We start from the raw sequence: 13,038 nt of genomic DNA on the forward strand, positions 1-13,038 counted from the left end.
CGCCAGCGTTTGACTACACTCTGGCAGCGATCACCCTATCTCCGTTGCAAGTCCCGAGTCGTCAATGCGGTCCACTGACGTTAGCCGAATGTCACGCGCCCTGGTGTTAATCGTCGTCATCGTAGCCGCGCTGTATCTGGCGCTGTGCGCTGCGTTGTTCGTGTTTCAGCGTGCGCTGATCTACTTTCCGCAATCGCGCGCCATCGAGGCGCCCGTTACCCTGACGTTGCCGGTCGGCGACGCCCGGGTGCTGGTCTCCGTCAGACCGCACCAGGGCCCCAAGGCACTGATTTATTTTGGTGGCAACGCCGAGGATGTCTCACGCAATCTGCCCGGTTTTGCCCAGGCATTTCCTGATTACGCGGTCTATCTAATGCACTACCGAGGTTTCGGGGGAAGCGCCGGTTCCCCTTCTGAAGAGGCCATTCAACGGGATGCCGTGACCTTGTTCGACCTGGTTCACGCCGAGCATTCACACATTGCCGTGGTCGGTCGCAGTCTGGGCTCGGGGGTGGCGGTGCGCCTAGCCAGCCAACGACCGGCGGCACGCCTGGTGCTGATCACACCGTATAACAGCCTTGAGGAACTGGCCACACGGCAGTTTCGCGGAATTCCCGTGCGGTGGTTGTTGCAGGATAAATTCGAGTCCTGGCGCTATGCCGAACGCATCAAGGTGCCTACGCGGCTGATAGCCGCCGAGCGTGACGAAGTGATCCCTCGCGCCAGCACCGATCGCCTTTACCGCCATTTCGCCAGTGGCGTGGCCTCGCTGCAGGTCATTCCGGGCACGGGGCATAACTCGATCGGCGACAGTCCCGACTACCTGAAAGCGCTCGGAGCCGGGTTGTAAGGAGGGTTACAAAGTCGTGTGCGAGCCTGCTTGCGAGTGCGTCAGCCCTGCCAGCACTGATGCCGGATGTACTGGCCTCATCGCCAGCAGGCTAGCTCCCACAGGGAATCCCGGGCAGCCGCAGATTTGCGGACACTGAAGATCAAATTGTGGGAGCGAGCCTGCTCGCGATGGCGTCAGGCCTGCCAGTATTGATGCCGGATGTACTGGCCTCATCGCCAGCAGGCTAGCTCCCACAGGGAATCCCGGGCAGCCGCAGATTTGCGGACACTAAAGATCAAATTGTGGGAGCGAGCCNGGATGTACTGGCCTCATCGCCAGCAGGCTAGCTCCCACAGGGAATCCCGGGCAGCCGCAGATTTGCGGACACTAAAGATCAAATTGTGGGAGCGAGCCTGCTCGCGATGGCGTCAGGCCTGCCAGCATTGATGCTGGATGTACTGGCCTCATCGCCAGCAGGCTAGCTCCCACAGGGAATCCCGGGCAGCCGCAGATTTGCGGACACTAAAGATCAAATTGTGGGAGCGAGCCNGCGTCAGCCCTGCCAGCACTGATGCCGGATGTACTGGCCTCATCGCCAGCAGGCTAGCTCCCACAGGGAATCCCGGGCAGCCGCAGATTTGCGGACACTAAAGATCAAATTGTGGGAGCGAGCCTGCTCGCGATGGCGTCAGGCCTGCCAGTATTGATGCGGGATTAGTGTCAACGTGGGCCTCTGCGGTCCGTTTCCCCCTCGCCGTGAACCTTGTGTCGATAGTCCAGTCATATCCCGGCGTTTTCCTGCTCTCTCAACCTTGTCATCTCATCAGAGCTGTCCCCCCATGCGCCAAACTGTCGTTGCCTCGCGCGTTACTTCACTGTGCCTGCTTACCCTGCTTCCCACTCTCGCCAGCCCCGCCCTTGCCGACGCGCAAAGACAGCTGGTGGCAGCCATCAACGACTATAGAGCTCATCCGCAACGCTGCGAACGACGACCGGAACAACGGTTGGCTCCCCTGGCGTTCAATTCCAACCTGGCCTTGCCGATCGGCTACGGTGGTGGCCTGCGCGACAGGTTGAAAGCTTCCGGCTATCAGGCGGTGACAGTGCGCAGCATCCGCGTGGTCGGCGCCCGGGATGCCGAAGATGCCTTCGATTTGCTCCAGGACGAGCATTGCACGGCATTGCTCGATAGCCAGTACGCCGACATTGGCGTCAGTCGCGCCGGCAGCCAATGGCAAGTGGTGCTTGCACGGCCGGTGCTCGACGGTAAGACCGGCGATGCGCGAGATGCTGGCAAGGCCCTGCTGGCTCAGGTCAACGCAGCCCGGGCCAGACCACGGTTGTGCGGACGCCAGCGTTTTGCCGCCGCACGCCCGCTGACCTGGAACGCCGCCCTCGGCGCCGCCGCCCAGGGCCACAGCAAGGCCATGGCCGTGGGCAACTATTTCGCCCATCAGGACCCCGACGGCGATATGCCCGCAGACCGGGCCAGGGCCGCCGGTTTCCGGGGACGGCAGATTGGCGAAAACATCGCCGCCGGCCAGGGTTCACCGACCAAGGCCATGGCCGGCTGGCTCGCCAGCCCCGGGCATTGCGCCAACCTGATGAGCCCGATGTTCACCCAGGTCGGTGCAGCTTACGCCGCCGACTCCCGCAGCGACCGCGGCGTTTACTGGACGATGCTGTTCGGAACGCCATGAGCCAGCACACCTATCTGCAGGACATTAAAAAGCCCGCGCGTGGCGGGCTTTGTAGTGGGAGATAAAGTAGGTGGCCGGTGCTGGTCTCCGGCTTACGAGGTTTATCAGGCCTCCCACAAAAGAGTCGTGTAGCTGTAATGGAACTCTTCTGCTTCACACGGCATAAGGGCTGGATCTCAGCGCGGAGATCTTTCTAACCGTGTACCCTTCGGAGCGCGCCCCACGCGTCCTCGCTATCCTTTTGCGCATCAGTCTGCGTCTTCACCTACAGGTTTGAGGATAGCAAAATCGAGCAGATTGCCAACCGCACTTTTAGACCGATTTCGACCAGTAGAAAGTGCGTAAGGAAGGGAAAACACTATGGCCGAAAAGAAGGACGATCAGCAAGAACTGGCTGGCAACCTGGCCATGGCTCAAGCCGGGCGACTCATGACGGCCGGCGCACCGCTCTCACCCTGCCGCTGCCGCCTCCACCGCAAAAGAATCGCTCGCCGCCGTCGGATTCCAGGCCCGACACGCCGACACCGGCAGGCATCCTGAGGCTCTCCAGCACTTCGCCGGACTGCGGATCGATACGGCGCAACTCACTCTCATCGCCCTCCCAGGTGCCATGCCACAGATCACCTTCGACCCAGGTCACGCCGGTGACGAAACGGTTGGATTCGATGGTGCGCAGGATCTCGCCGGTACCGGGGTCGATCTGGTGAATCTTGCGCTCGCGATATTGCCCTACCCACAGCGAGCCTTCGGCCCAGGTCAGGCCCGAGTCGTTGCCGCCGCCGGGTGCGGGGATTGTGGCCAGGACGCGGCCGGTCTGCGGGTCGACTTTGTGGATACGGTCTTCGGCAATCTGGTACAGATACTCGCCATCGAAGGCAGTCCCGGCATGGCCGGCGACCTCCAGCGAGCGCAGGGTCTTGCCGCTTTCGGGGTCGAGGGCGTGAAGTCTGTCGGTGGTTGCAAACCAGACCTGTTCGCCGTCCCAGGTGACGCCATGCACGGCGTCGACACCAACAAACGGGCCATATTCACGAAGGATCTCGGCAGCTGCGGTTTTCATCTTGCATTACCTCTTCAGCGGACTGGTGGCGTTGATCCTAACCACTGGGCAGCGGCGCCGGGAGTAACAAGGTCGTCGCGAATCCGGGCATCGGCGGGGTCATCCAGCGCCGGGCGCGGCCGCAACCGAACGACTGCACCTTGCCCTCGGCCGCCAGGGTATCGAGCGCCCGTTGTACCGTGCGCTGACTGATGCTCAGTGCCAACGCCAAGGCCGAACTGGACCACGATTCACCGTCCGCCAGGCAGGCGCACAAGGCGGCAAATTTTTCTTCGAGCGGCGGTACCAGTACCACCACCTCAGGGCAAACCGGGGTGGTCAGGACGAACCCGCGCGGGGTGGCGGTCACACCGGCCAAGGGTTTGAGCGCGACCCGCAGCCGGCCGATTTCCACGCGCAGCCGTGCGCGGTGGGACTCGTCCGAAAGCTTCAGGCGAAATGCCCGGGCGATCAACACCTCCCTTGCAACATCGGCTGGCCAGGCTTCGGCCAATGCTTGCGCGAGGCTGAACAGGATCGGTCGTGTGCCCAGGGATACCGACATGCCGCAGCCACGCACGACGTAGCGGCAGGCGTCCACCACCAGCGAGGTCGAAGCGAGCAAGGCTTCAACTTCGTCCAGCAACACTGGCCGCTGTTCGCCCCCGGCAATCAGGTGCGCAACCGGGGTGTCGAGGAGCATCGCCGCGTGTTCAACTTCAGCGCTCAATGCCGCAATGGCGGCTTGATCGGCCGCGCGCCGTGCCCGCGTCAGGGCATCCCTGGCCGCGCGCGATTGCAGGCGGCGCAGGGCAATTCCCAGCAGTACCAGTTCGTGGGCCGTGCGCAACGCTGGGGGCAATGGGTCCGGGTTAAGTCCGGCGATCAGGTGTTGCGCTTGATCGAGCTGACCGATCAGCAACAGTCGACGAATTTGCAGATAGCGGGCGTGATCGGCATTGACCTGATCACCGTGCGCCTCAAGGGTGATTCGCGCCGCTTCCAGCGCCTTGACCGGCCAGCCAAGTTCCCGGGAGGCCAGCGCGATCTCGGCTTCGGCTACCACGCAGCGGGCCCGGGACAACGACTCTTTCGGGCCGAACCCGCGCAGGGCGCTTTTGATCAGCGCCCGGGCCCGCACCAGATCGCCCAACTGAGCCATGGCAATACCGCGCAGCGCCAGCGCCGGTGCATCGTCGCGCAAGGCCACGCGGTCCAGCGCGCCCAAGGGATCACCCGCCGCCAGGGCGCGGGCTGCCGCTGTGATCATCGAGTCCATCGCAATACCGCCACGCTTGTCACTCCCACCGTTGCATACCCCGGTTTAGTCTAATTCACGACAGGCCACCAGGAGCGTACGCCGAGGAACAATGGCTGGAGCAACAGTTACATTGCCTTGGCGCCCTACTCCCGGTCTTTCGTCGAACGGATCAGATTGCTGCGTAATTTGACGATTGCCTTCTGCATCTGCACGAATTCGTCAGGGTCAAGACCGGTTTGCGGGAAACCTTCTTCCCAGAGGCCTTCACGCAGTTTGCGTCCTTCTTTCGTGAGCCTGATCCGTACCTGGCGTTCGTCTTGCGGATCGCGCTGGCGCAGCAGATAACCCATCGCTTCGAGCTTCTTCAGGATCGGCGTGAGGGTGTTGGATTCAAGGAACAGCTTCTCGCCGAGGCTGCCCACGGTCTGGTTGTCTTCCTCCCACAGCGCGACGAGGGTGATGTATTGCGTATAGGTGAGGCCAAGCCGTTCGAGCATCGGCTTATACGCCTTGCTGAACGCGAGGTTGGAGGAATAGACCGCAAAACACAGAAAATCGGCAAGCTTGAGGTCGAGGGCGGCTGTCTTTTCGGTGGGTTTCATGGGCATTCTCGATGGGCACGACGGATGAATCGCGGGGTCCGACTATACATCGCATGCGATGGTATCGGAAGTATTCACACCATTGGCAGTCGTCCAGAAAGCAGCACCATGCAGGCCGACGACCGGCTCACCAGGTTTAACCCTGGCGAGCCGGTCGTGCAGTGGGTCAAGCAGTCAGGACCTTGATGGCAACGTCAATATTGCCCCGTGTGGCCTTGGAGTACGGGCAGATGGCATCGGCGTTGTGAGCCAGTTCGGTCGCAACCCCCTCATCCAGGCCGGGCACCCGCAGGGTCAATCGAGCCTGGAGGAAGTACTGCTCACCGGTCTGGCCCAGATCGACTTCGATATCGACAGCCGTATCGGATGGCAACGTCACCTTCAATTGTTGAGCGGCCAGCCCTACCGCTGCGATGTAGCAAGCCGACCACGCCCCGGCGAACAGTTGCTCGGCTTTGGGGTGCGGTTGCACGCCGGTAAGCACGTGTGCCGCAGTGGTGCTGCCGGGGGACGACAACTCGATGTCGAGGTTGCCGTTATGGCCGCGCGATGTATTGCCGGCGCTGCTACGGGTGGTATGGGTTCTGCCGCTGGCCAGTACTTTTTCGATCTTGCTCATGATGATTTCCTCAGGTTTACAGGCTGCTTAATTCGTATGCGCTTGCATCGCGTGCGACGCTTGTCGCCGCATCCAGGCATCACGCCGTAATCACGTTCAGGGCAACGTCGATATTGCCGCGAGTCGCTTTGGAATAGGGGCAGATGGAATCGGCGATGTGCGCCAGTTCCGTCGCGACATCCTGTGCCAATCCCGGCACGCGCAGGGTCAGTCGAGCCTGAAGGAAATAGGCCGGACCAGTCTGGCCCAGGTCCACTTCGATGTCGACGGCCAGATCCGCTGGCAACACGACGTTGCGCTCCTGCGCCACCAGACCGACCGCCGCGGTGTAGCAGGCCGACCATGCCCCGGCGAACAATTGCTCGGCGGTCGGGTGCGGTTGGGTGGCGGCGAATGTGTGTGCTGGCTGGGCGGAACCGGGTGAAGACAACTCGATATCGAGGTTGCCGTTATGGCCGCGCAGGGAGTCACCGGCAGCGCTGTGGGTGGTGTGGGTTTTGCCGGTAGCCAGTACTTTTTCAATCTTGCTCATGGACGGTTTCCTCAGTGTTTTATTGCATGCGATCGTATCGTATGCGAGTTATTAAGTGTAGAAGCAACGCTTATCAAGCGGCTGGTGCAGTCATCCAGTTATTGCCGTTGTGGCCGTTGTGGCCGTTGTGGCCGTTGTGGCCATGGAAATCACGGGTGTGGCGACTTTCGGTGTTCATGGTTGGAATCTCCAAACGGCAAGGCCATGATCTGCTATCGCAACCGATTTGATCGTACGCGATGTATAAATATTCAACCAAAGCCGCAGTCATGTCAAAGATTATTTTAAGTGTCATCGACGGGCGGTAGATGGCCGCCAGAATCGGGGGAGTAGTCAGGGCCCGGCATCCGGGCCCTGGTGTTCAGGCCTCTCTCAAGGCGCCCTCGAAAGCGGGGGTCAGCCCCGACAGTTGCAGCTTGCGAACAAAGTCGCCGAGACGCTGTTGCTTGTAGGCTTCTACATCCAGCTCGCTGTAGTCATAAAACCCCTGGCCGTCTCGCAAGCCATTGCGGCCGTTTTGCATATTGTCGGCAATCACCTGTGGCGACTCGAAACGAGGTGCCAACGCGCCACTGAGGTAGCGCGAGGCGTAGTACAGAATGTCGCCGCCGCCCCAGTCGATAAACTCCAGCAGCCCCAACACCGAGAAACGCAGGCCAAAGCCGACGCGCACTGCGGTGTCGATATCTTCGGCGCTGGCCACGCCCTCCTCGACCATCCGCGCGGCTTCGTTCATCGCCAGCGCCTGGATGCGCGGGACGATGTAGCCGGCCACCGGGTTGCACACCACGGGCACCTTGCCGATCTGCTTGAGCAGTTGCAGCAACCGCTCGACCACTTGTGGGCACGTCGCCTGGCTGCGGCTGACCTCCACCAACGGCATCAGGTACGCCGGATTGAGCCAGTGCGCGTTGACGAAACGCTGGGGTTCACTGACCATCTCGGCCAACTCGGTGACCAGAAAGGTCGAGGTGGTCGAGGCGATGATGGTCGACGCCGGGACATGCTCGCTGATCCATCCAAAGGTCTGCTGCTTGACGGCGATGACTTCCGGCACCGCCTCAAACACCAGGTCGCACAGGCGCAAGTTCTCCCCGGCCAGGGTTCGGGATTGCAGGGTCAACCGGGATATCGCGATGTCCGCCTGCTCCTCCACTAGCATGCCCAGGCGTACCAGCATCTGCAGTTCGCTGCGCACGTTGTTTCGCACGCGTTCGAAGTAACCACGCCGCTCGTGCTCGGCGCGATCCTTGATGTCGATCAGGGTTACCGGCAATCCCGCATGGATGAACGCCAGGGCAATGCCCTCGCCCATCCGGCCGGCACCGACCACGCAGACATGAGGCAACGCAGCGTTCATCAGTTGTAACCCCTGGTCAGCAGCTCGGTCATCTGCGCCCGGTCAAGACGGGCCAGACCGAGGTTTTCCAGGGTGCGACCTTCGGCGTAAAGATCCCGTGCAGCGACTGCCGATGCGATGCTCAGCAGTCCCTGCGCCACCGGGGTAGGCACACCGGCCCACCGGCCGACGGATACCAGGAAGGACAGGCCCAGGCGCGTGTCTTCGAGCATGTAGCGATGTTTCTGCAGGTCGATGTCTTCGCGCCAGTCGCCGCTGTCGGTCAACTTGCCGTGGGCACCGCGACCGTACATCCACTCCTCGCCTTCGCTGGTGTTGTAGTGATCGGCCAACGGAAAGTGCGGCGCGCCGTAGGTCAGTGCTTCGCGCACGGCCATGCGCTCGGCATCAAGCTGGTTGGTCACGCGGCGAATCGATGGCTGGGTACCCTCATTGTGAATGTCCCAGGCCTCGAAATGCTCCAGGGGACCTGCGTTCATCACGATCAGCGGCGGGTGAATGATGGGGCCTGCGTTCATCAACGCCCCGCTCAGGGCGTCTTCAATCGGCTCGACGCTCGGGTAGGCCTCGCGCAGCACCGCAAAAGCGTGCTCGGACAGGTTGCTCGGGAACACGCCGGTCGGCAGACGGGTGGCGTAGCAACTGATCACCAGGTCGCTGGCACCGTGCTTGCGCACCAGGTACGGCAGCGTGCCGGTTTCAGCGAAAGCGACCTTGCTCTGGTTGCCCGCATCGGCCATGGCCTTGGCGAACACGAAACTGCCGAAGGTGCCCGGCGGCAGGAACACCACCTGACCGTCGTGCAGGTGCGGCGCGACTTGCCTGGCCAGGTCTTCATGGGAGGTCGACGGCAAGGGGATGATGACCAGTTGCGCGTCGCTCAGGGCTTCGCCCAGGTTGTCGGTCAGGGACAGTTTGTCGCCAGGATTGCCGACGGCCAACTGGCGAGTGCCCCGGTAGTCCTTGATGGTCAGGCTGCCGATGTCCAGCAGCTCTTTGAGCGCTGCGCTGTCGCGACGCCACAGGCGGGTCTGATGCCCCTTTTCCGCCATCTCCACAGCAGCGGCATAACAGCCGTGTCCACCACCCAGCACGGTAATATTCATCGAGTTGCTCCTCTTGTCAGAGACCCGATGCTATCGAGGCGCAGCGCCGCAGACTTATCCGATTACGCAGCCGAATGACCGATTGCGCAGCAGTCTCAATGCTTGCGTCGCCGCAGGGTGTCCGAAGGCAGGCAACCATAGCGTTGTCGATAGGCGCTGGAGAAATGCCCGAAGCTGTTGATGCCATGACGCAACAGGATATCGGTGACGGTTTCGCCGGCCCTGCCCTGCCTGAGCGACTCATGGATCACTGCCAGGCGACGGTCACGGATGTACTCGACCGGCGCCTGCTGGAGGAACTGATTGAAGCCATTCTGCAGAGTGCGCACCGAGACGCCACACAGTTCGCTCAACGTCGCCAGGCTGATCGGTTCGTCGAGGTGCTCCTCGATGTAATCACGGGCCTTTTTCACGTGGTGCGGCAGCGGTGCGCGCGAGTCGCTCAACAGGTCCGCCGAGTAGTTATGCGGTAACTGTGTGAGCAGCAGTTGCATCAGGTATTCGGACAGGCCGCTGGCCAGGCGCGATCCGTCCACGCCGCTGCCGTAGAGCCGGCAAATGTAATCCAGGGTGTGATAGAGGCTGACGACGCCGGCGCCCAGGTGATCGACGCTGACATCAAAGATCACCGACTGGCGCAGGCTGCGGCCGAGCAGGCGTTGCAACTGCGTCTCCAGGGCATCACGGTCGACACGCAGGATCAGGTTGCGACATTGCCCATCGGTGACGATGCGGCTTTGCGCGAATGGCGATGACACGCTCAGGTAGCCCGACTGCATCGCCGCGCTGCGCCGCCCGTGGGCCACCTCGCAATGCCCCTGCAAGGTAATGCGGAACAGGTACTGATCGGCAATGTCGCCGATGGTAATCTCCACCGGCGCGCCATAACTCAGGTCGAGCAGCGCCGAATCGCCGAAAAAAACGCCGTTAAGCCGGGTATGGATGGGCTTGTCGCGCAGTACGTTGAAGCTATGCGGGCACAGGTATTGGCTGACCTTGTCCTTGATCTCGCGGTAATCGGCGGAGCTGAGCAGGCTGTGGCGTTCCAGCAGGTGTACGTCATTCAACATCAGAGGCTCTCCTGACCTGAAGCGGAGCGGCCCCGCTGCGTGGAAACGCAGCGAGGCCCAAGTACTGGCGTATTCATCTCACGCCCGGGTAGGGTATTCCCTGGCATAGCTTTCGCGGAAACGACGGCAACCACGCCATAGCAGAAGCACGGTTAACACCGAGGCGCCAGCAATCACCAGCGACATCGACGAGCCCACCGCTGCCGGCGAGCCGAAGTAACGGTCGGTCAACAGCGCCACCAGCGTGGTGCCAAGTCCCAGCCCCAGCAGATTGCTGATCAACAGGAACACGGCCGAAACCTGCGCGCGCACCTGATTGGGCGCGAGGATCTGCATGGCCGCCGTGGACGCCGGCATCGGGAACGAGGCAAAGAACATCGCGGGTACCAACAGGGCTACCGACAGCCACAGTTGATCGACTTGCGGGAACAGTACGGCCGGCACTGCCATGCCGAGGGCACCGATCACCCCGGTGCGCATCGCGGCATCCTGATGCCCTTTTTTGGCCAGATAATCGGTGAGCCAGCCACCGAACAACACCCCGGCGGTGTTGGCCAGCAACAGCACGGTGCCGAGCATGTAACCCGCCTCTACCGGGGTCATCCCGAACTTGCGGATGTACAGCGCCGGGCTCCAGCTCATCATGCAGAAAAGCACCATGGCGTAGAACGAAAAGCCCAGGTAATGGCAGGCAAAGGTGGCGCGGTGGCGCCCGAGGAAGCGCAAGCCATCGCTCAGCGCGACCTTCTTCGGCCGGCCCGAAGCATCAATCTGCAAACCCTTGCGCGCCGGGTCACGCACGGTGAGCCAGATCAACAGGCCGACCACGATGCCAGGCAGGCCGACAATGAAAAACGCCAGCTGCCAGGCCTTCATCGCACCGAGAACCGCGACTTCGATGGTGTTCATATCCTTGAGCATCGCGATCACATAGCCGCCCACCAGGAACGCCAGGCCGCCACCCACAAACGAGCCGATCGAATAGATGCCGACTGCCCGGCCAAGTTTTTCCTTGGGAAACATGTCGCTGAACATCGAGTAGGCCGAGGGCGACAGCGCCGCTTCGCCGACGCCGACGCCAATGCGCGCGAGGAACATGTGCAGGAAGTTTTTGCTCATGCCGCAGGCGGCAGTCGCCAGGCTCCAGAAAACCACGCCGACGGCGATGATCTTCGGTCGGGAGAAACGGTCGGCCAGGTAGGCGATGGGCATGCCCATGAATGCGTAGAACAAGGAAAACGCCAGCCCGTGCAGCAAGCTGAACTGGGTGTCGCTGATTTGCAGGTCGGCTTTGATCGGCTCGATCATCAGCGCCAGGATCTGCCGATCCACAAACGAAAAGATGTAGGCGACCATGCACAGGGCCACCACATACCACTCGTAAAAATAGGTTTTCTTGTGCTGCAGGACCGCGTTATCGACCTGGACATTCATTAGTGTTTGCTCCTCTTGGAATCCGCTCATGTGCGCAGCGCGCCGGGTGACGGTGCACAGAGCACCGACTGGGAAGTTGCAGGGCAGATGTAAAGGACAATGGGTTCGAACATGCTCAGGCCTCTTATTGTTATGGGGTCAAACACCGGGTGGACCGGGCTTACCAGAACTTCCAGGTGTACGTCGTGGCGACACGGAATTCGTTGTAGTCGTAGCCGTACTTCTGTTTTACATCGATGTTGCGCAGGTCCAGCCCAAGGCCCTGCAGCGCCCCGCTCTGCACCACGTAGTTGAGCCCCAGAAAGCGTTCGCTTTCCTGGTTGTCGCTCAAGTTTGCGCCACGATCCCAGTGGGTACCCTTGATGTAGCGGGTGTAGAACTTCAGCCCCGGCATACCCATCCCGGCAAAGTCATAGCTGTAGCGTGCACCCCAGGACTTTTCATCCGGGCGGACAAACCCCAGGGACGACCAGTGCACCAGGTAAGGTTGCGGGATATAACCGTTCATGGTCGGGAACACGCTGTCACCAAGCATGCGCTGGTAACTGAGGCCAAACATGTGGGCGCCCTTGAGCAAGGTGAACAAGGCTCCGTAGGAGCGGTTGTCTACTTCACCGTTCAATGCACTGCCATCTTCATTGTTATTGAAGTAACGCAAGTCGGTTTTTAGTTTGTAGCCATTGCCCAGGTCGGCCATATGCATCAGGCCGAAATAGTGTTGCTGATAAATATCGTGCAACACGCCATAGAAATAACTGGCTTGCAGGTTCTTGGTAATGTCGTAAGTAGCACCACCAAAGTCCAGGCCATCACTGTCGAGGTTATCAGTGGAGCCAAACTTGTAGAGTTTCTCGTGGTTGGAAGACTCCCGTGTAGCGGCAGACCAGAAACGGCCACCGGTCAGCATCAATCCGTCAACTTCCCTGGACTCGACCACAGCCCCCTGGTAGATGGTATCCAGTTGTCGACTCGGGTCATCGGACGCCACCGGCAATTGTGGGCGCAGATCACCGACCTTCAATTCGGTCTTGCTGTAGCGCATCTTGAAGGTGGCACCGGCACGACTGTAGTCATCCGCCGTCTGCTGATCGCTCACGCTGTACGGTAGCGAACCATCGTTGCCTGACGAATCCAGGCGCACGGCGTATTGCGCATCCACATCAAGGCCGATGGCCAGGGCTGTGTCGGTGTAACCGGAGGTAAACTGCGCATCGAAACCCTGAGACCAGCTATGCACTTCTGAAACCGGCGCATTGGTATTGGTGTAGTTACGGTGCAAGTAGAAGTTACGCGTATCCACTTTGAAGTGACTGTCATCAATAACATCGGCATAGGCTGCCAGTGGCGAACAGATTACTCCGAGCGCACTGGCAATACCGAGCCCACGGCAAGATTGCTTTACCTGATACATCTGACATCTCCACATCTGTATGTGCTCGGGCACTGTATTTATAGGAGCGAAATCAAACTGAAAAACGCCGGG

The 13,038-nt window shown here is 61.0% G+C and carries 12 protein-coding genes; 2 read left to right on the forward strand and 10 right to left on the reverse strand.

Features of this window, described 5'->3' with window-relative positions; all coding sequences use genetic code 11:
- Positions 1-64 precede the first annotated feature (64 nt).
- A complete protein-coding gene (locus ASE98_RS12785; protein ID WP_060541726.1) occupies positions 65-850 on the forward strand; it encodes an alpha/beta hydrolase in 786 nt (261 codons plus the stop codon).
- A gap of 821 nt (positions 851-1,671) precedes the next feature.
- Positions 1,672-2,532: a CAP domain-containing protein gene (locus tag ASE98_RS12790; RefSeq protein ID WP_060541727.1), complete on the forward strand. Its 861-nt coding sequence runs from the start codon at positions 1,672-1,674 to the stop codon at positions 2,530-2,532.
- Positions 2,533-2,959: 427 nt separating this feature from the next.
- Here the strand turns inward: ASE98_RS12790 and ASE98_RS12795 are convergent, their stop codons facing one another.
- The 10 genes from ASE98_RS12795 to ASE98_RS12840 form a co-directional block, all read right to left on the reverse strand.
- A complete protein-coding gene (locus ASE98_RS12795) occupies positions 2,960-3,592 on the reverse strand; it encodes a Vgb family protein (RefSeq protein WP_060541728.1) in 633 nt (210 codons plus the stop codon).
- 37 nt (positions 3,593-3,629) lie between these two features.
- A complete protein-coding gene (locus ASE98_RS12800) occupies positions 3,630-4,850 on the reverse strand; it encodes a hypothetical protein (protein WP_060541729.1) in 1,221 nt (406 codons plus the stop codon).
- 125 nt (positions 4,851-4,975) lie between these two features.
- On the reverse strand, positions 4,976-5,434 hold the full coding sequence (locus tag ASE98_RS12805; RefSeq protein WP_060541730.1) for a MarR family winged helix-turn-helix transcriptional regulator: 459 nt from the start codon (positions 5,432-5,434) through the stop codon (positions 4,976-4,978).
- A gap of 166 nt (positions 5,435-5,600) precedes the next feature.
- Positions 5,601-6,053: an Ohr family peroxiredoxin gene (locus tag ASE98_RS12810; RefSeq protein ID WP_060541731.1), complete on the reverse strand. Its 453-nt coding sequence runs from the start codon at positions 6,051-6,053 to the stop codon at positions 5,601-5,603.
- A gap of 79 nt (positions 6,054-6,132) precedes the next feature.
- Positions 6,133-6,585: an Ohr family peroxiredoxin gene (locus tag ASE98_RS12815; RefSeq protein ID WP_060541732.1), complete on the reverse strand. Its 453-nt coding sequence runs from the start codon at positions 6,583-6,585 to the stop codon at positions 6,133-6,135.
- A 361-nt stretch (positions 6,586-6,946) separates the two neighbouring features.
- Positions 6,947-7,945 carry a 3-hydroxybutyryl-CoA dehydrogenase gene (locus tag ASE98_RS12820; RefSeq protein ID WP_060541733.1) on the reverse strand — a complete coding sequence of 333 codons (999 nt, stop codon included), beginning with the start codon at positions 7,943-7,945 and terminating at the stop codon, positions 6,947-6,949.
- A complete protein-coding gene (locus tag ASE98_RS12825; protein WP_060541734.1) occupies positions 7,945-9,051 on the reverse strand; it encodes an NAD/NADP-dependent octopine/nopaline dehydrogenase family protein in 1,107 nt (368 codons plus the stop codon). The genes ASE98_RS12820 and ASE98_RS12825 overlap by 1 nt, the downstream gene beginning before the upstream one ends.
- A 95-nt stretch (positions 9,052-9,146) precedes the next feature.
- Entirely contained in the window at positions 9,147-10,121 is a 975-nt protein-coding gene (locus ASE98_RS12830; RefSeq protein ID WP_060541735.1) for a helix-turn-helix domain-containing protein, read from the reverse strand.
- A 78-nt stretch (positions 10,122-10,199) separates the two neighbouring features.
- Positions 10,200-11,555, reverse strand: coding sequence for a spinster family MFS transporter (locus ASE98_RS12835; protein ID WP_060541736.1), 1,356 nt, complete (start codon positions 11,553-11,555; stop codon positions 10,200-10,202).
- Between the two features lie 160 nt (positions 11,556-11,715).
- Positions 11,716-12,966 (reverse strand): OprD family outer membrane porin, encoded by a 1,251-nt coding sequence (locus ASE98_RS12840; RefSeq protein ID WP_060541737.1) that lies wholly within the window; start codon positions 12,964-12,966, stop codon positions 11,716-11,718.
- Positions 12,967-13,038 lie beyond the last annotated feature (72 nt).

The organism is Pseudomonas sp. Leaf48, assembly GCF_001421885.1.
Lineage (GTDB): Bacteria > Pseudomonadota > Gammaproteobacteria > Pseudomonadales > Pseudomonadaceae > Aquipseudomonas.

Excerpts from the sequence above, each read along its gene's own strand:
- ASE98_RS12840 (WP_060541737.1), bottom strand. The coding sequence starts at position 12,966 with ATGTATCAGGTAAAGCAATCTTGCCGTGGGCTCGGTATTGCCAGTGCG.
- ASE98_RS12810 (WP_060541731.1), bottom strand. The coding sequence starts at position 6,053 with ATGAGCAAGATCGAAAAAGTACTGGCCAGCGGCAGAACCCATACCACC.
- ASE98_RS12805 (WP_060541730.1), bottom strand. The coding sequence starts at position 5,434 with ATGAAACCCACCGAAAAGACAGCCGCCCTCGACCTCAAGCTTGCCGAT.
- ASE98_RS12785 (WP_060541726.1), top strand. The coding sequence starts at position 65 with ATGCGGTCCACTGACGTTAGCCGAATGTCACGCGCCCTGGTGTTAATC.
- ASE98_RS12825 (WP_060541734.1), bottom strand. The coding sequence starts at position 9,051 with ATGAATATTACCGTGCTGGGTGGTGGACACGGCTGTTATGCCGCTGCT.
- ASE98_RS12795 (WP_060541728.1), bottom strand. The coding sequence starts at position 3,592 with ATGAAAACCGCAGCTGCCGAGATCCTTCGTGAATATGGCCCGTTTGTT.
- ASE98_RS12815 (WP_060541732.1), bottom strand. The coding sequence starts at position 6,585 with ATGAGCAAGATTGAAAAAGTACTGGCTACCGGCAAAACCCACACCACC.
- ASE98_RS12790 (WP_060541727.1), top strand. The coding sequence starts at position 1,672 with ATGCGCCAAACTGTCGTTGCCTCGCGCGTTACTTCACTGTGCCTGCTT.
- ASE98_RS12835 (WP_060541736.1), bottom strand. The coding sequence starts at position 11,555 with ATGAATGTCCAGGTCGATAACGCGGTCCTGCAGCACAAGAAAACCTAT.
- ASE98_RS12800 (WP_060541729.1), bottom strand. The coding sequence starts at position 4,850 with ATGGACTCGATGATCACAGCGGCAGCCCGCGCCCTGGCGGCGGGTGAT.
- ASE98_RS12820 (WP_060541733.1), bottom strand. The coding sequence starts at position 7,945 with ATGAACGCTGCGTTGCCTCATGTCTGCGTGGTCGGTGCCGGCCGGATG.
- ASE98_RS12830 (WP_060541735.1), bottom strand. The coding sequence starts at position 10,121 with ATGTTGAATGACGTACACCTGCTGGAACGCCACAGCCTGCTCAGCTCC.